At 65.1% G+C, this 15,648-nt stretch carries 16 protein-coding genes; 13 read left to right on the top strand and 3 right to left on the bottom strand.

Translation table 11 applies throughout. The annotated features are described in order from the left end of the window. Positions 1-4: 4 nt before the first annotated feature. The 3 genes from rplU to X268_RS33915 all read left to right on the top strand — a co-directional run bounded on the left by rplU (position 5) and on the right by X268_RS33915 (position 1,505). Positions 5-379: a 50S ribosomal protein L21 gene (rplU, locus tag X268_RS33925; protein WP_128928980.1), complete on the top strand. Its 375-nt coding sequence runs from the start codon at positions 5-7 to the stop codon at positions 377-379. 102 nt (positions 380-481) lie between these two features. Beyond that, positions 482-751: a 50S ribosomal protein L27 gene (gene rpmA, locus X268_RS33920; RefSeq protein WP_008538809.1), complete on the top strand. Its 270-nt coding sequence runs from the start codon at positions 482-484 to the stop codon at positions 749-751. Between the two features lie 160 nt (positions 752-911). Continuing rightward, entirely contained in the window at positions 912-1,505 is a 594-nt protein-coding gene (locus tag X268_RS33915; RefSeq protein WP_164938068.1) for a GNAT family N-acetyltransferase, read from the top strand. A gap of 42 nt (positions 1,506-1,547) precedes the next feature. On the opposite strand, the gene X268_RS33910 is transcribed toward X268_RS33915, so the two are convergent. Continuing rightward, positions 1,548-2,462 carry a DMT family transporter gene (locus tag X268_RS33910; RefSeq protein WP_128928978.1) on the bottom strand — a complete coding sequence of 305 codons (915 nt, stop codon included), beginning with the start codon at positions 2,460-2,462 and terminating at the stop codon, positions 1,548-1,550. A gap of 206 nt (positions 2,463-2,668) precedes the next feature. Between X268_RS33910 and X268_RS33905 the strand changes: the two genes are divergently transcribed. Then, on the top strand, positions 2,669-3,148 hold the full coding sequence (locus tag X268_RS33905) for a MaoC family dehydratase (protein WP_128928977.1): 480 nt from the start codon (positions 2,669-2,671) through the stop codon (positions 3,146-3,148). A gap of 3 nt (positions 3,149-3,151) precedes the next feature. Here the strand turns inward: X268_RS33905 and X268_RS33900 are convergent, their stop codons facing one another. Further along, positions 3,152-4,126 (bottom strand): ABC transporter substrate-binding protein, encoded by a 975-nt coding sequence (locus X268_RS33900; RefSeq protein ID WP_128928976.1) that lies wholly within the window; start codon positions 4,124-4,126, stop codon positions 3,152-3,154. 155 nt (positions 4,127-4,281) lie between these two features. Between X268_RS33900 and obgE the strand changes: the two genes are divergently transcribed. Further along, positions 4,282-5,322: a GTPase ObgE gene (gene obgE / locus X268_RS33895; RefSeq protein WP_128928975.1), complete on the top strand. Its 1,041-nt coding sequence runs from the start codon at positions 4,282-4,284 to the stop codon at positions 5,320-5,322. A 225-nt stretch (positions 5,323-5,547) separates the two neighbouring features. After that, positions 5,548-7,182 (top strand): alkaline phosphatase family protein, encoded by a 1,635-nt coding sequence (locus X268_RS33890; RefSeq protein ID WP_128928974.1) that lies wholly within the window; start codon positions 5,548-5,550, stop codon positions 7,180-7,182. Positions 7,183-7,322: 140 nt separating this feature from the next. Here X268_RS33890 and X268_RS33885 read toward each other — a convergent pair whose 3' ends face one another. Then, positions 7,323-8,288: a Bug family tripartite tricarboxylate transporter substrate binding protein gene (locus tag X268_RS33885; protein WP_128928973.1), complete on the bottom strand. Its 966-nt coding sequence runs from the start codon at positions 8,286-8,288 to the stop codon at positions 7,323-7,325. A 200-nt stretch (positions 8,289-8,488) separates the two neighbouring features. Between X268_RS33885 and proB the strand changes: the two genes are divergently transcribed. The 7 genes from proB to X268_RS33850 all read left to right on the top strand — a co-directional run bounded on the left by proB (position 8,489) and on the right by X268_RS33850 (position 15,574). Then, a complete protein-coding gene (gene proB, locus X268_RS33880; RefSeq protein WP_128928972.1) occupies positions 8,489-9,610 on the top strand; it encodes a glutamate 5-kinase in 1,122 nt (373 codons plus the stop codon). A gap of 135 nt (positions 9,611-9,745) precedes the next feature. Further along, positions 9,746-11,053, top strand: a complete 1,308-nt coding sequence (locus X268_RS33875) for a glutamate-5-semialdehyde dehydrogenase (RefSeq protein ID WP_128928971.1) — start codon at positions 9,746-9,748, stop codon at positions 11,051-11,053. A gap of 19 nt (positions 11,054-11,072) precedes the next feature. Then, the gene (locus X268_RS33870; protein ID WP_164938067.1) at positions 11,073-11,717 is read left to right on the top strand and encodes a nicotinate-nucleotide adenylyltransferase; all 645 of its coding nucleotides are present in this window, start codon (positions 11,073-11,075) and stop codon (positions 11,715-11,717) included. Positions 11,718-11,925: 208 nt separating this feature from the next. Then, on the top strand, positions 11,926-12,282 hold the full coding sequence (gene rsfS / locus X268_RS33865; RefSeq protein ID WP_128928970.1) for a ribosome silencing factor: 357 nt from the start codon (positions 11,926-11,928) through the stop codon (positions 12,280-12,282). 95 nt (positions 12,283-12,377) lie between these two features. Further along, on the top strand, positions 12,378-12,860 hold the full coding sequence (gene rlmH, locus X268_RS33860; protein WP_128928969.1) for a 23S rRNA (pseudouridine(1915)-N(3))-methyltransferase RlmH: 483 nt from the start codon (positions 12,378-12,380) through the stop codon (positions 12,858-12,860). A 33-nt stretch (positions 12,861-12,893) separates the two neighbouring features. Beyond that, positions 12,894-14,219, top strand: a complete 1,326-nt coding sequence (locus X268_RS33855; protein ID WP_128928968.1) for a murein hydrolase activator EnvC family protein — start codon at positions 12,894-12,896, stop codon at positions 14,217-14,219. Next, entirely contained in the window at positions 14,216-15,574 is a 1,359-nt protein-coding gene (locus X268_RS33850; RefSeq protein WP_128928967.1) for a S41 family peptidase, read from the top strand. The genes X268_RS33855 and X268_RS33850 overlap by 4 nt, the downstream gene beginning before the upstream one ends. Positions 15,575-15,648: the final 74 nt, after the last annotated feature.

Genomic DNA, 15,648 nt, shown 5'->3' with positions numbered 1-15,648 from the left:
AACGATGTTCGCAGTCATCAAAACCGGCGGCAAGCAATACCGCGTCGTCCCGGATGATGTTCTCGAAGTTGGCAAGATCGAAGGCGAAGTCGGCTCGATCGTGCAGTTGAATGAAGTGCTGGTGCTCGGCGGCGACACGCCGGTGCTGGGTGTTCCGACGGTCGCAGGTGCGTCCGTTGCGGTCGAGGTGCTCGACCACAAGCGCGGCCCCAAGGTCATCGCGTTCAAGAAGCGCCGCCGCAAGAATTCGCGCCGCAAGCGCGGCTATCGCGACGAGATCACGGTTCTCCGCATTTCCGAGATCCTGGCTGACGGCGCCAAGCCCACCAAGGGCCCGCGTCCGAAGAAGGAGAAGGTCGCGAAAGAGGCCGCCGAGTAACGAAAGCCGATCACGCCAATTCACGAATTGATGCGTGAGACGTTTTGAAATGATTCCGTCAAGGAATTGACCTAGAACTACGCAGGATTTCGGAGACGAGCCATGGCTCACAAAAAAGCAGGCGGTTCATCGCGTAACGGACGCGATTCCAAGGGCAAGCGCCTCGGTATCAAGGCGTTCGGCGGGGAGATCGTCACTCCCGGCAACATCATTGCGCGTCAGCGCGGCACCACCTGGCACCCCGGCCTTAATGTCGGCATGGGCACGGACCATACTCTGTTCGCCAAGATCGAGGGTCGTGTTGCGTTCCAGGCCAAAGCCAACGGCCGCACCTTCGTATCGGTACTCCCGATCGCAGAGGCTGCTGAATAGACGGTGGATCAAATTGGAGTCCGCCGGTCCCGACTGAACCGGCGGAGTCCTAGAGATCACTGAGATCGAAGGCTCCAGGGGAGGCGGGAAACCGGCCTCCCCTTTTCTTGCTCACTTCTTCTTTGCTCACTTTGAATTAGTGACTTTCACGGAGCCGGACATGTTGCAGGATTTCTCGAGCGTGACCTTGCGGGAGGCGAGACCGGGTGTCGTCGCCACCGAGCGGCTGACCTTGCGGCGGCCGACGCTGGCCGACGTCAGGACCATTGCCCGGCTCGCCAACGATCGCCGCGTCGCCGAAAACCCCCGACGCCTGCCGCATCCCTATTCCCAGGACGACGCCGCCGAATTCATCCGCGCCACCGCCGCGCTCGGCAGCGAGACCGTGTTCCTGATCGAGCACGACACCACGCCAGTCGGCATGGTCGGCATCGACTGCTCGACACCAGGCAATGCCGAGCTCGGCTACTGGCTCGGCGTCGAGCATTGGGGCCGGGGCTTTGCCACCGAGGCCGCACGCGGCGCGATCGACTTCTTCTTCGAGGAGTTCGATGACGAGCATCTCCACGCTGGCGCGCGCGTCACCAACCCCGCCTCGCGCAAGGTGCTGGAGAAGTGCGGCTTCCAGTGGAGCGGCGTGCAGCTGCACCGCTTCCTGGCGCTGGGCTCCTCGACGCCGGTCGACTGCTTCCGTCTGTCGCGCGGCGTGTGGGCGTCGCTGAAGAGCTGGAGCAGCGCGCGCCGGATGAGGTAGGGCGCTGATCACCCTCCCCTGCAGGGCAGGGGAGGGTGGGTATCACGCCGGCGGATTCACATCCTCACTCGCCCGCCCCAGATCGCGCTCGCGCAGATAGATGTAGAACCCGGCACCGATGATGATGGCCGCGCCGACGATGGTCGCAATCGACGGCGCGTCGCCGAACACGACGAAGCCGAAGATCACGGCCCAGACAATCATCGAATACTGGTACGGCACCACGACGCTGGCCGGCGCCAGCTTGAGCGAGCGGTTGACGCAGAACAGCGCGGTGACCGAAATGACGCCGGCCAGCGCGAAGAACACGAGGCTGCCGGCGGTCGGCGGCACCCAGTTGAACGCCGACAGCACCGCGCCCAGCGAGAACGTGCCGACGAATTGCGACGACGCCATCACGATATCCGGCGTCTTGCGCAGGCTGCGCGTAATCAGCATCAGGGTCGCAAATGACAGGCTGCCGCCGAGTGCGATTAGCGCCGGCAGGCTGACGGTCTGCGCCGACGGCCGCAGCGCGATCAACACGCCGCAGAAGCCGATCAGGATCGCGGTCCAGCGCCGCCAGCCGACCCTCTCGCCCAGGAAGATCGCCGACATCGCGGTGACGAAGATGGGACCGGCGAGATAATAGGTGATGACGTCGGCAAGCGGCAGATAGACCGTCGCGAGGAAGAAGGCGGCGACCTCCAGCGTCGAGAGCACGACGCGGAACAGCTGCAGGCGCGGCCGCTCCAGATGCAGGAACTGGTGACGCTGCTTCCAGATCAGCGGCGACAGCAACAAGAGCGCCGCGCAGGCGCGCAGGAACAGCAATTGCCCCACCGAATAGGTGCCCACCAGGAACTTGCCCATGGCGTCGCCGAACGAGAACATGAAGATCGACAGCACCATGAGTGCAATGCCGACGAGGCGCGCCGATCGGTCGTCATAGGCGGAGAGGTTCTTGAACAGGGGCATTGCAACGCGTCTGAGTTCGGGGGCCCGTCATTGCGAGGAGCCCGCGCTCGCAATGACGGAGGCGTCAGGAATCGGCTGGGAGAGTCGCTTGCGGTCGTTTTAATGACGTGAGCCGCCGCGACAAGCCTGCATCGCCGAATTGAACGGATTGTCGCACTCTTCGCGTCGCGGTAGCCATAGCGGCCCACGAAGGAAAGAGCTGCGACATGACCGATTTCGACCCGACCCAGCATCGCATGATCCCGACGCAACGCTGGTTTGAGGATTTCGTGGTCGGTGAGCGTTTCGTGCTGCCGAGCAGGACCCAGACGACAGCTGTGTTCGCGGCATTCCAGACCGCGAGCGGCGACACCCATCCCGTGCACTACGACGTGGAATATTGCCGCAGCCGGGGCATGCCGCAGCTGCTCGCCCACGGCTTCCAGACCCTGATCCACACCGCGCCCGGCGCCGGCCTGTTTCCGTTCATGGTCGAGGAATCCCTGGTCGGCTTCCTCGAGCAATCGAGCCGCTTCCTCAAGCCGGTGTTCGCCGACGACACCATCTATCCGGCGCTCGAGGTCACCGAGCTGGTGCCGGGCCGCACGACCGGTGCGGTGACGCTTCGCAGCATCGTGTTCAACCAGCGCAAGGAGCTGGTGCTGGAGGGGATGCAGAAATTCCTGATCCGGCGGCGGCCGGGATAGCGGCTATTCGATCACATCGTCGGCGGTCGCAAGCAGCGTCGGCGAGATCGAAAGGCCGAGGATCGCCGCGGTCTTGCGGTTGAGCACGAGCTCGAACTTGGTCGCCTGCTGCACCGGCAGCTCGGCCGGCCGCGCGCCCTTGAGTACACGCGCCGTGTATTGGCCGGCCAGCTCCATCACGTTGAAATAGTCCGAGCCGTAGCTCGCGAGCCCGCCGGCCTCGACATAGTCGCGGACGTCGAAGATGGTGGGCACCTGGTGGCGCAGCGCGAGCTCGGCAATGCGGGCGCGATAGACGTAGAAAAAACCCTCCGGGCCGAACACCAGGCCCGCCCCCCGCGCCGGCGACAGCTGCGCGAAGGCGCCATCGATCTCGGCTTCCGTATCGGCATTGAGCACCTCGACGCGGACGCCGAGCGGCGCCGCGGCGTGCTGCAGATCGGCGACAAAGGGCGCGGCCAGCGCCGAGCCGGGCTTCACCAGCGCGAAATAGCGCGACACGCCCGGCACGAGCTCGCGAAAGATGCCGAGCCGCTTGGCCGACAGCTCGGCATTGAGCGAGGTGATGCCGGTAGCATTGCCGCCTGGACGATTGAGGCTTTCGACGAGGCCGAGCGCGACCGGATCGGTGCCCGACGAAAACACGATCGGGATCGTCGCCGTCGCCTTCCGCGCCGCCACGGCCGCTGCCGTGCTTCCGGGCGTCGCGATCAGCGCGACGTTTCGGCGGACCAGATCAGCCGCGAGCGCCGGCAGTTCCTCGTTGCGGCCCGACGCCCATCGATATTCCACCGCGACGTTCTGCCCCTCGGTGAAGCCGCCGCTCGCGAGTCCCTTGCGAAACGCCGCGAGCCGCTTGACGTTCTCCTCGGCCGAGCCGGCATGGAGAAAGCCGATGACCGGCATGGCCGCTTGCGCGTGCGCACGCGACAATGCTGCGACCGCGATCGCGCCTCCGATGAACTCCCGCCGCCGCATCCGCAACGCCCGCCCCTGTTTCGGATCGGCTATATCACATCCCGGTCATGCGGATCGTGCCACCGGGTTAAGCAAGGTCGAAATTCGCGGAGATTCGGCCGATTTGCGGGGTCATCCGGGTTGCCGGAGGGGGCCGGCTGGCCTACCTATGGCCCATGAAATTCCTCGACGAAGCAAAGGTCTATATCCGCTCCGGTGACGGCGGAAACGGCTGCGTGGCGTTCCGCCGCGAGAAGTTCATCGAATTCGGCGGTCCCTCGGGCGGCAATGGCGGCCGCGGCGGCAACGTCATCATCGAGGTCGCCGACGGCCTCAACACGCTGATCGACTACCGCTACCAGCAGCACTTCAAGGCCCAGAAGGGCGAGAACGGGATGGGCTCGGACCGTCACGGCGCCAACGGCAAGAACATCGTGCTGAAAGTGCCCGTCGGCACCCAGATCTTCGACGAGGACCGCGAGACGCTGATCCACGACTTCACCAAAGTCGGCGAGAAATTCGTGCTGGCCGAGGGCGGCAATGGCGGCTTCGGCAATGCGCATTTCAAGTCGTCGACCAACCGTGCGCCGCGCAACGCCAATCCCGGCCAACCCGGCGAGGAACGCTGGATCTGGCTACGGCTGAAACTCATTGCCGACGCCGGCCTCGTCGGCATGCCCAATGCCGGCAAATCGACCTTCCTCTCCAAGGTCAGCGCGGCGCGACCGAAGATCGCCGATTATCCCTTCACCACGCTGCATCCGCAGCTTGGCGTCGTGAACGCCGACGGCCGCGAGTTCGTGCTCGCCGACATTCCCGGCCTGATCGAAGGCGCACATGAAGGCACCGGCCTCGGCGACCGCTTCCTCGGCCATGTCGAGCGCTGCCGCGTGCTGCTGCACCTGATCGATGCCACCTGCGAGCATGCCGGCAAGGCCTACAAGACGGTGCGCAAGGAGCTCGACGCCTATGGCGGCCAGCTCACCGACAAGATCGAAATCGTGGCGCTGAACAAGATCGACGCCGTCGAGCCGGACGAGCTCAAGAAGCAGAAAGACCGACTGAAGCGCGCCGCCAAGAAGACGCCGCTGCTGCTCTCCGGCGCCACCGGCCAGGGCGTGAAGGAGGCCTTGCGCGCGCTCGCGGAGGTGATCGGCGAAAGCCCGGTGTCCGCCAAGGCCAAGAGCGCGGCTGAAGCGGAGCCGTGGTCGGCTTGACTGTCGTCCCTGCGAACGCAGGGACCCATACCGCGTGATCTATCGATTGCGGATGGTCATAGTACCAAACGACGAGTCTTCGCCAAATTACTCCCTGTGGTTATGGGTCCCTGCGTTCGCAGGGACGACGGTGGAGTATATGGCTGCGGCCACACATATCACCGGCTTGTCTTCGCCAGCGCGATAGCGCAGCATCGAACAATCAAGAAACGGCAGGGATGACGCATGGCGCGCGCGAAGAACGTTCTCTGGATCATGTGCGACCAGCTTCGTTATGATTACCTCGGCTGCACCGGCCATCCCACACTGAAGACACCGAACATCGACGCCATGGCCAGGCGCGGCGTGCTGTTCAGCAAGGCCTATGTGCAATCGCCGATCTGCGGTCCCTCGCGGATGTCGTTCTACACCGGCCGCTACATGCGCTCGCACGGCTCGCACTGGAACGGCTGGCCGCTGCGCGTCGGCGAGCCCACGCTCGGCGACCACCTCAAGAAGATCGGCGTGCGCAACGTGCTGGTCGGCAAGACTCACATGGCGCCCGATCTCGAAGGCATGAAGGCGCTCGGCATTCCCCCGGAATCGATCATCGGCGTGCATGTCGCCGAATGCGGCTTCGAGCCGTATGAACGCGACGATGGGCTACATCCCACGGGGCGGCCGCGTCCGAAATACGACGAATATCTTCGCAGCCAAGGTTTTGACGCCACCAATCCCTGGGAGCACTGGGCCAATTCCGGCGCAGCGGAGGACGGCTCATTGCAGAACGGCTGGCTGCTGGTGCACGCTGACAAGGCGGCGCGCGTGCCGGAGGAGCATTCCGAGACGCCCTACATGACGCGGCGCGCGATGGACTTCATCAGCCAGGCCGAGACCGACGGCAAGCCGTGGTGCCTGCACCTGTCCTACATCAAGCCGCACTGGCCCTATATCGCGCCGGAGCCCTATGCCAGCATGTATTCGACCGACGACATGATCCCGGTGATCCGCTCGATGCGCGAGCGGCAGAATCCGCATCCGGTGTTCGGTGCCTACATGGACATGCGCTACTCCCGCAACATGGCGCGCGACGAGGCCCGCGAGAAGGTGATCCCGACCTATATGGGCCTGATCACCCAGATCGACGACCAGATGAGCGTGCTGATGAAGTTTTTGGAGGAGCGCGATCTGCTGGACAGCACCATGATCGTGTTCACGTCCGATCACGGCGATTATCTCGGCGATCACTGGATGGGCGAGAAGGATCTGTTCCACGAACAGTCGGCGAAGATTCCGCTGATCATCATCGATCCCTCGAAGGAGGCTGACGCCACGCGCGGCACACGCAGCGACGCGCTGGTCGAGGCCATCGACCTTGCGCCCACCTTCGTCGATTATTTCGGCGGCAAGGTGCCGGGCCACATTCTCGAAGGACGCTCGCTGCTGCCACTGCTGCGTGGATCGACGCCGCTAGATTGGCGCAAGGTGGCGTTCTCCGAATACGACTATGCCATGCAGGACGTGCGGCTGAAGCTGACCCAGCCGATCGAACGCTGCCGCCTGTTCATGGTGTTCGACGGCCGCTGGAAATACGTCCATGCCTCCGGCTTCCGCCCGATGCTGTACGACCTCGAAACCGATCCGCAAGAATATGTCGATCGCGGCGACGACCCGGAGTGCGCTGGCATCATCGCGCGGTTGCAGGCCGAGCTGTTCGACTGGGCCCTGCATCCGAACGACCACATCACCACTCCGCGCGAGAAGATCGCGGCCTATGCCGACAATCAGCTGCAGGTGAAGGGCGGCGTCTTGATCGGCATCTGGGATGAGGCAGAGCTCGCGGCGATCAAGGACGGCATCGCGCAGCGCGCGAAGATGTAAACCCTCATGGTGAGGAGGCGCGAAGCGCCGTCTCGAACCATGCAGGCCCGGCTGGTGCAGCGGGGGCCTTTCATCCTTCGAGAGGCGCGCAACGGCGCGCTCCTCAGGATGAGGGGATAAAGTGGAACGCGCCGCGCTTCTCAATTCTCGATCTTGTATCCCGTCGCCTTCACGATCGGCTGCCACAGCGCGGTGTTCGCGGCGAGCTCCTTCGTCAATCCATCCGCATTGCTGCCGACCGGAATGAGGCCGATCGCCGTCAGTTTCTCCTTCACCTCGGACTTGGCGAGTGCGGCGCTCGCGGCCGCGCCGAGCTTGCTTGCAAACTCCGACGGGCTGCCGGCGGGAAGCCACATGCCGTACCAGGCGTCGGCAACGAGATCGATGCCGCTCTCCCTCAGGCTTGGAACGTCAGGCGCGAACGGCGAGCGTTCGGCGCTCGACACAGCGATGATCTTCACACCCTTGGCACGATGCTGCGGCAGCGCATCGGCCAGCGTAGTGATGCCGAAAGAGATGTGGCCGCCGACGAGATCGTTGAGGATCGGCGCGCTGCCGCGATAAGGCACGCGGGTCAGGGGAATGCCGAGATCCTTCTCGAGCTTGGAGCCCATGAAATGCGGAATGGTGCCGTTGCTCGGTACGCCGAACGAGGTCTTGTCAGGATGCGCTTTCAGCCAGGCGACGAATGCCCTGAAGTCGGCGACTTCAACCCCCGGACCAATCACCACGGCGAACTCGAACCGCGCCAGCAGTGACACCGGAACGAAATCCTTGGAGGTGTCGAAGCTCGGCGTCGCCTCGACCATCGGCAGCAGGTACATGGTCGGGCCGGTCGTCACCAGCACCATGCTGCCGTCGGGGCTTGCGCCCTTCACCGCCTTGATGCCGATCAGGCCGTCGCCACCGGTGCGGTTCTCGACCACGACGGTCCGCTGCAGCACCGGCGCCATCTCCTGCGCGATCAGCCGGCACAGCGTGTCGCCGCCGGCCCCGGCGGCAAACGGGAAGACGATCTTGGTCAACCCGGCCTGCGCTCGCGCCTCACCCGTTCGAGCCAGCAGCGGCAGGGCGAGACATCCGGTCATGAATTTGCGGCGATCCATTTGACGTCCTCTCCAGCCCATTATTGGTTGCTGGCATTAGAACCGGGCCGTTGCCCAAGACAAGGCCCGTTTACCATTCCGCCTGCCTTGCGTCGGCCATCGTCCTGCTGCAAAAGCAGGCCTCGACCGGCGCCGCCCTTTCCGCTCCGCCGTTTCCAATGCAGAGCAGACCGCCCAAACGCGCCAACACACATACGCACATGGCCAGCCCCGAACTCAGTCAATTCCGCCGCATCGTCGTCAAAGTCGGCTCCGCGCTGCTGGTCGATTCCGACAAGGGCGAGGTGCGGGCGTCCTGGCTCGCCGCGCTCGCCGACGACATGGCCAAGCTGCACAAGGAAGGACGCGACGTTCTCGTGGTGTCCTCGGGCTCGATCGCGCTCGGCCGCAGCCGCCTCAAGCTGCCGCGCGGCCCGCTGAAGCTGGAAGAGAGCCAGGCCGCCGCCGCCGTCGGCCAGATCGCGCTGGCGCGGATCTGGTCCGAGGTGCTCGGGGCGCACGGCATCGGCGCCGGCCAGATCCTGGTGACGCTGCAGGACACCGAGGAGCGCCGCCGCTATCTCAACGCGCGCTCGACCATCGGCAAGCTGCTGGAATGGCGCGCCATCCCCGTGATCAACGAGAACGACACCGTGGCGACCAACGAGATCCGCTACGGCGACAACGACCGCCTCGCCGCGCGCGTCGCCACCATGGCGAGCGCCGACTTGCTCGTGCTGCTGTCCGACATCGATGGCCTCTACGACGCTCCGCCGAAGAACAACCCGGGCGCCAAGCTCATTCCGGTGGTCGAAAGCATCTCCTCGGAGATCGAGGCGGTGGCAGGCGACGCCGAGTCCGAGCTGTCGCGCGGCGGCATGCGCACCAAGGTCGAGGCTGCCAAGATCGCGACGACGGGCGGCACGCATATGCTGATCGCCTCCGGCAAGATCGAGCATCCCCTACAGGCGATCGCCGATGGCGGCCGCTGCACCTGGTTCCTGACACCGGCCAATCCCATCACATCGCGAAAGCGCTGGATCGCGGGCACGCTCGAGCCGAAGGGCACGCTGACGATCGATGCCGGGGCGGTGACGGCGCTACGCGCTGGCGCCAGCCTGCTGCCGGCCGGCGTGATCAAGGTCGAGGGCCAGTTCGCCCGCGGCGATGCCGTGATCGTGCGCGGCCCCGACACCAGCGAGATCGGCCGCGGCCTGATCGCCTACGATGCCGACGAGGCCGAGCGGATCAGGGGCCGCTCTACCCCCGACGTGATGGCGATCCTCGGCATCAGCGGGCGATCTGAGATGATCCACCGCGACGATCTGGTGGTCGGCGGGTAAGGGCCGCTACGGCCCCTTCCTGCTGGCCACTGACCCAGGAAACGGCCAGCTTGAAGCCCTGCCATACCTTCCCCGCCCTTCGCAAAAGCGGGATTTCCGTGCTAGGAGAGGCCCTTAGCAGAAGGTTGAACTCCCATGGCCGCCCCCCTCAAAGCCGTCGACGGCAATGCCGATCGGACCGGCGATCTCCAGGCGCTGATGTCCGATCTCGGAACCCGTGCGCGCGCTGCCGCGCGCGTGCTGGCGCTGGCGCCGCCGGAGCAGAAGAACCGGGCGCTCGAGGCCATGGAGCGGGCGATCCGCAGCAACACTGCGGCGATCCTCGCCGCCAATGCCGAGGACGTCGCGGAGGCCCGCGCCTCCGGCAATGCCACCTCCTCCTTCATCGACCGCCTGACGCTGACGCCAGCGCGCGTCGAGGCTATGGCCGAGGGCATCGGCATCGTGCGCGGCATTGCCGATCCCATCGGTATCGTCACCGAGAGCTGGCAGCGGCCGAACGGCATGACCATCGAGCGTGTGCGCGTGCCGCTCGGCGTCGTCGGCGTGATTTTTGAGAGCCGGCCCAATGTTGCTGCCGATGCCGGTGTGCTGTGCCTGAAATCAGGTAATGCCGTGATCCTGCGCGGCGGCTCCGACAGTTTCCGCTCCTGCCGCGCGATCCATGACTGCCTGGTGCAGGGCCTGCGCGAGGCCGGCCTGCCCGAAGCCGCGATCACGCTGGTGCCGACGCGCGACCGCGCCGCGGTCGGCATGATGCTGTCGGGCCTCAACGGCACCGTCGACGTGATCGTGCCGCGCGGAGGCAAGAGCCTCGTCGCGCGCGTCGAGCAGGAGGCGCGCGTGCCGGTGTTCGCACATCTCGAAGGCGTCAATCACGTCTATGTCGATGCCAGCGCCGACCTTGCCATGGCGAAGTCGATCGTGCTCAACGCGAAAATGCGCCGCACCGGCGTCTGCGGCGCGGCCGAGACGCTGCTGATCGATCGCGCCGCCGCCGGCAACAACCTGAAGCCGCTGGTCGAGATGCTGATCGAGGCCGGCTGCGAAGTGCGCGGCGACGATGCGGTACAGAAAGCAGACGCGCGCGTAAAACCTGCCAACGAAGACGATTGGGACACCGAATATCTCGACGCGATCATCGCCGCAAAAGTGGTGGATGGCGTCGACGGCGCCATCGCGCATATCCACAACCACGGCTCGCACCACACCGATGCGATCGTGAGCGCAGATGAAGCTGCGGCGAAGAAATTCCTCAGCGAGGTCGATTCCGCAATCGTGCTGCACAACGCCTCGACGCAGTTCGCCGATGGCGGCGAGTTCGGCTTCGGCGCCGAGATCGGCATTGCCACCGGCCGATTCCACGCCCGCGGTCCGGTCGGCGCCGAGCAATTGACGAGCTTCAAATATCGCGTCCACGGCACCGGCCAGACGCGGCCGTAAACGTCGCGAGGCGTTGGCATTGAGCAACCATTTCGTCGTGCCGCGTTTCGTGTCGCAGGCAGTCCCGCCTCACACGCAAGGCATGCGCATCGGCCTGCTCGGCGGCTCGTTCAATCCGCCGCACCAGGCGCATCGCGCCATCAGCCAGTTCGCCCTCAAGCGCTTGCAACTGGATCGCGTCTGGTGGCTGGTCACACCGGGCAATCCGCTGAAGGAGAACGGCAATCTGCATGAGCTCGGCGAGCGCATGCAGGCCGCGCGTGATGTCGCCGATGATCCACGCATCGAGGTCAGCTGTCTCGAATCCGTCATCCGTACCCGCTACACTATCGACACGATCAACCCCTTGCGCCGCCGCTTTCCCGGCTTGCGCTTTGTCTGGATCATGGGCGCCGACAATCTCGCTCAATTCCACCGGTGGCAGGACTGGCGACGCATCGCCGCTCAGGTCCCGCTCGCGGTCATCGATCGTCCGCCCCGGAGTTTTCGCGCCCTCGCCTCGCCCGCAGCCCAGGCGTTATCGCGCTACCGTCTGCCCGAGAATAAGGCAGCGCTGCTTGCAGGTCGGCCGGCGCCGGCCTGGGTGTTCCTGACCGGATTGAAGCTGAACCTGTCCTCGACGGGCTTACGGAACCCGGACGGGAGCTGGAAAGGTACGACATGAGACGGAGTGTACGGCGGTGGTGTGGGCTTCCGCCTCTCTGGCATATTGAAACCCTTAACCCCACATGATGTAGTGTAACCGGTGGGCGCCGGATTCGGCGTTCGCGATACAGTGAAAGGAATGGTCCCTGACCACATCTGTATTGTCCAAGTCTGTTTTACCCAAGGTTGCCAAGCCGACGCGTAAAACATCGACCAAAGCTGCGGCCTTGAAGGCGCAACCCGACGCCGACAAGACGCTGAGCCTGATCCTCTCCCGCCTCGAGGACATGAAGGCGGAAGAGACGGTCACCATCGACCTTCGCGGCAAATCGGCGTACTCCGACTACATGATCGTCACCACCGGCCGGGCCAACCGGCACGTCGGCGCGATCGCGGAAAACGTCACCAAGAGCCTGAAGGAAAACGGCATCAAGACCATCCATGTCGAGGGCTTGCCCAATTGCGACTGGGTGCTGATCGATTCCGGCGACGTGATCGTGCACGTGTTCAGACCCGAGGTCCGCGAGTTCTACAATCTCGAGCGATTGTACACGCAGGGCCCAGGGGCGGCGAAGGCGATCTAGGCTCGCTGAGCCGATTTCGAATCGGCTGACGCGCATGCTAGCGTCGTGCGCGCGCTTCACGCGCGCGGTGTTGAAAACGCGACCCTGAAAATATCATGCGTGTTGCTGTCATTGCGGTGGGCCGGCTGAAGCAGGGCCCCGAACGGGAGCTTGCCGACCGCTATTTCGAGCGGTTCGACGAGGTTGGCCGCAAGCTCGGATTCCGCGAGCTCACGGTCCACGAAATCCCCGAAAGCCGGGCGCGCGACACCGCGACGCGGATGGCCGAGGAGGCCGCGGCGATCTCGGCGCATATTCCTGAAAAGTCGATCCTGGTGGCGCTGGACGAGCGCGGGCAAAATCTCGATTCCACCGTATTCGCACGGCATCTGTCGCGCTGGCGAGACGAAGGCGCCGGACATACTATCTTCGTGATCGGAGGGGCGGACGGACTTTCGCCCGAATTGCGCCGTAAGGCCAAGCTCGCGATCGCGTTCGGCTCTGCGACCTGGCCGCACCAAATGGTCCGCGTCATGCTTCTGGAACAGCTTTACCGGGCCGCCACCATTCTGGCCGGCCATCCCTATCACCGCGCGTGATGCGCGCCACAACGAGCACCTTTGCCTGAAGCGATGCGAGCGCCGCTCCTCAACCTCTTGCTGATCACAAGCGTTGCCGGCGCAAGCCTCGCGCAAGCTCAGACAGCAGCGCCCGCGCCACAGACTGCAGCCGTCTCGCCCGATGCCATCAAGCAGCGCGAGCAGGAGCTGGAAGCCGCGCGCGCCAGGCAGAAGAGCGCGGAGGAGGCGCAGGCCAAGCTCAAGGCCGAGATCACCGCGCTCGGCAGGGACCGCACCCAGCTCAATCAGCAGCTGATCGACACCGCCGCCAATGTGCGCACGGTCGAAACCAAGATCGACGACACCGAAGCGCGGCTGCGAAACCTGAACGGCCGTGAGCAGGAGGTGCGCGCTTCGCTGGATTCGCGCCGCGCCGACATCGTCGAGGTATTGGCGGCGTTGCAGCGGGCTGGACGGCGCACGCCGCCCGCGCTGTTGGTGCGGCCCGAAGATGCGCTGCAATCGCTGCGCACCGCGATGCTGCTCGGCGCCGTGGTGCCGGAATTGCGCGGCCGCGCCGAAAGGATCGCGAGCGAGCTCGGCGAACTCGTGGCCTTGCGCAAGACCATCGCCACCGAGCGCGACCAGCTCGCCTCCGACCGAGACAGGGTCAGGAGCGACCAGACCCGGCTCACCGCCCTCGTCGACGAGCGGCAGCGCCAGCAGGCGGCACGCGAAAAGGACCTCGACGCGGAGAACGCGCGCGCGATCATGCTGTCAAAGCAGGTCGGCGATCTCCAGGGCCTGATCACCAAGATGGAGCAGGATCTGCAAAGCGCCGCCAAGGCCGCCGAGAAAGCCGCCGAGGCCGCGAGGCAAGCCGAGGCCAAGGCAGCCGCCAGCGCCAAGTCGGGCCCGGCTGCTTTCAAGGACCGCTCCCGCACCACACCAGCCATCGCCTTCGCCTCAGCCAAGGGTCTCCTCCCGCTTCCGGTTAACGGTAACAAGATCAGGGACTTTGGCGGTTCCGACGGAGTCGGCGGGGTCCAGAAGGGCATTTCGCTGGCGACCAAGCCCGGCTCCCAGGTCACAACGCCGTGTGACGGCTGGGTGGTCTATTCCGGCCCGTTCCGCAGCTATGGACAACTCTTGATCCTCAATGCCGGGGGCGGGTATCATGTCCTGATCGCCGGGATGGAGCGCATTTCGGTCAACATCGGACAGTTTGTGCTCACGGGGGAGCCGGTCGCGACCATGGGGTCGACATCACAAGTCGCCTCCATTCTCGCTACGAACGCGAGTCAACCTGTGCTGTATGTCGAGTTCCGTAAGGACGGCACTCCAATCGATCCAGGCCCATGGTGGGCCGCAAATGAAGGCGAGAAGGTTCGCGGATGATGCGCAAGACTTCAGTAATCCTCCTCAGCGCGGCCACCGGCGCGGCGCTGACGCTGTTCGTGACCCAGCCGCGCGCGGTGTTCATGGGCTCCAGCGCGCGAGCCGCGACCGCGGACACCTATCGCCAGCTCAATCTGTTCGGCGACGTCTTCGAGCGCGTGCGCTCCGACTATGTCGAGAAGCCCGACGACACCAAGCTGATCGAATCCGCCATCAGCGGCATGCTCACCGGCCTCGATCCGCATTCGAGCTACATGGACGCCAAGAGCTTCCGCGACATGCAGGTGCAGACCCGCGGTGAATTCGGTGGCCTCGGCATCGAAGTCACGATGGAAGACGGCCTCATCAAGGTGGTCTCGCCGATCGACGATACGCCGGCCTCGCGCGCCGGTGTCATGGCCAACGACATCATCACCAATCTCGACGACGAGGCGGTGCAGGGCCTGACCCTGAACCAGGCGGTCGAGAAGATGCGCGGCCCGGTCAACACCAAGATCAAGCTCAAGATCATCCGCAAGGGCCAGGACAATCCGATCGACGTCACCCTGGTGCGCGACAACATCCGCGTCCGCTCGGTCCGCGCGCGCGTCGAGCAGGACGACATCGCCTATATCCGCATCACCACCTTCAACGAGCAGACCACCGAAGGCCTGAAGCGCGAGGTCGCCAACCTCTCGAATCAGATTGGCGACAAGCTGAAGGGCTACATCATCGACCTCCGCAACAACCCGGGCGGCCTGCTCGAGGAAGCGGTCACCGTCTCCGACTCGTTCCTGGAGAAGGGTGAGATCGTCTCCACCCGCGGCCGCAACGCCGAGGAGACCCAGCGCCGCACCGCGCATGCGGGCGACCTCACCAAGGGCAAGCCGGTCATCGTGCTGGTCAATGGCGGCTCGGCCTCGGCATCGGAAATCGTCGCCGGCGCGCTGCAGGACCACAAGCGCGCGACCATCGTCGGCACGCGCTCGTTCGGCAAGGGCTCGGTGCAGACCATCATTCCGCTCGGAAGCGGCAACGGCGCGCTTCGGCTGACCACGGCGCGCTACTACACGCCGTCGGGCAAGTCGATCCAGGCCAAGGGCATCGTGCCCGACATCGAAGTGCTCCAGGACGTGCCGGATGAGCTGAAGTCGCGCACCGACACCAAGGGCGAGGCTTCGCTGCGCGGCCATCTGAAGAACGACGGCGACGAGAAGACCGGCTCGCAGTCCTACGTCCCGCCGGACGCCAAGGACGACAAGGCGCTCAAGCTCGCCGGCGACCTGCTCCACGGCATCAAGAACAGCGCCTCGGCCGCGCCCCCCCCGGGCGGCGACAACAAGGCGACGACCGACAAGCCGAAAGCGGCGAACTAGGTCGGCGGCGTCTCACGCGATTCCCCAAAGGGCGGCTCCGGAAGCCGCCCTTTTCGTTTGGAACTCCCGACTCC

Source organism: Bradyrhizobium guangxiense, assembly GCF_004114915.1.
GTDB classification, from domain to species: domain Bacteria; phylum Pseudomonadota; class Alphaproteobacteria; order Rhizobiales; family Xanthobacteraceae; genus Bradyrhizobium; species Bradyrhizobium guangxiense.
This window is presented reverse-complemented; position numbering and strand designations above follow the sequence as displayed.

Excerpts from the sequence above, each read along its gene's own strand:
- X268_RS33910 (WP_128928978.1), bottom strand. The coding sequence starts at position 2,462 with ATGCCCCTGTTCAAGAACCTCTCCGCCTATGACGACCGATCGGCGCGC.
- rpmA (WP_008538809.1), top strand. The coding sequence starts at position 482 with ATGGCTCACAAAAAAGCAGGCGGTTCATCGCGTAACGGACGCGATTCC.
- X268_RS33855 (WP_128928968.1), top strand. The coding sequence starts at position 12,894 with ATGCGAGCGCCGCTCCTCAACCTCTTGCTGATCACAAGCGTTGCCGGC.
- rlmH (WP_128928969.1), top strand. The coding sequence starts at position 12,378 with ATGCGTGTTGCTGTCATTGCGGTGGGCCGGCTGAAGCAGGGCCCCGAA.
- X268_RS33875 (WP_128928971.1), top strand. The coding sequence starts at position 9,746 with ATGGCCGCCCCCCTCAAAGCCGTCGACGGCAATGCCGATCGGACCGGC.
- rplU (WP_128928980.1), top strand. The coding sequence starts at position 5 with ATGTTCGCAGTCATCAAAACCGGCGGCAAGCAATACCGCGTCGTCCCG.
- X268_RS33885 (WP_128928973.1), bottom strand. The coding sequence starts at position 8,288 with ATGGATCGCCGCAAATTCATGACCGGATGTCTCGCCCTGCCGCTGCTG.
- obgE (WP_128928975.1), top strand. The coding sequence starts at position 4,282 with ATGAAATTCCTCGACGAAGCAAAGGTCTATATCCGCTCCGGTGACGGC.
- X268_RS33915 (WP_164938068.1), top strand. The coding sequence starts at position 912 with ATGTTGCAGGATTTCTCGAGCGTGACCTTGCGGGAGGCGAGACCGGGT.
- X268_RS33905 (WP_128928977.1), top strand. The coding sequence starts at position 2,669 with ATGACCGATTTCGACCCGACCCAGCATCGCATGATCCCGACGCAACGC.
- proB (WP_128928972.1), top strand. The coding sequence starts at position 8,489 with ATGGCCAGCCCCGAACTCAGTCAATTCCGCCGCATCGTCGTCAAAGTC.
- X268_RS33900 (WP_128928976.1), bottom strand. The coding sequence starts at position 4,126 with ATGCGGCGGCGGGAGTTCATCGGAGGCGCGATCGCGGTCGCAGCATTG.
- X268_RS33850 (WP_128928967.1), top strand. The coding sequence starts at position 14,216 with ATGATGCGCAAGACTTCAGTAATCCTCCTCAGCGCGGCCACCGGCGCG.
- X268_RS33890 (WP_128928974.1), top strand. The coding sequence starts at position 5,548 with ATGGCGCGCGCGAAGAACGTTCTCTGGATCATGTGCGACCAGCTTCGT.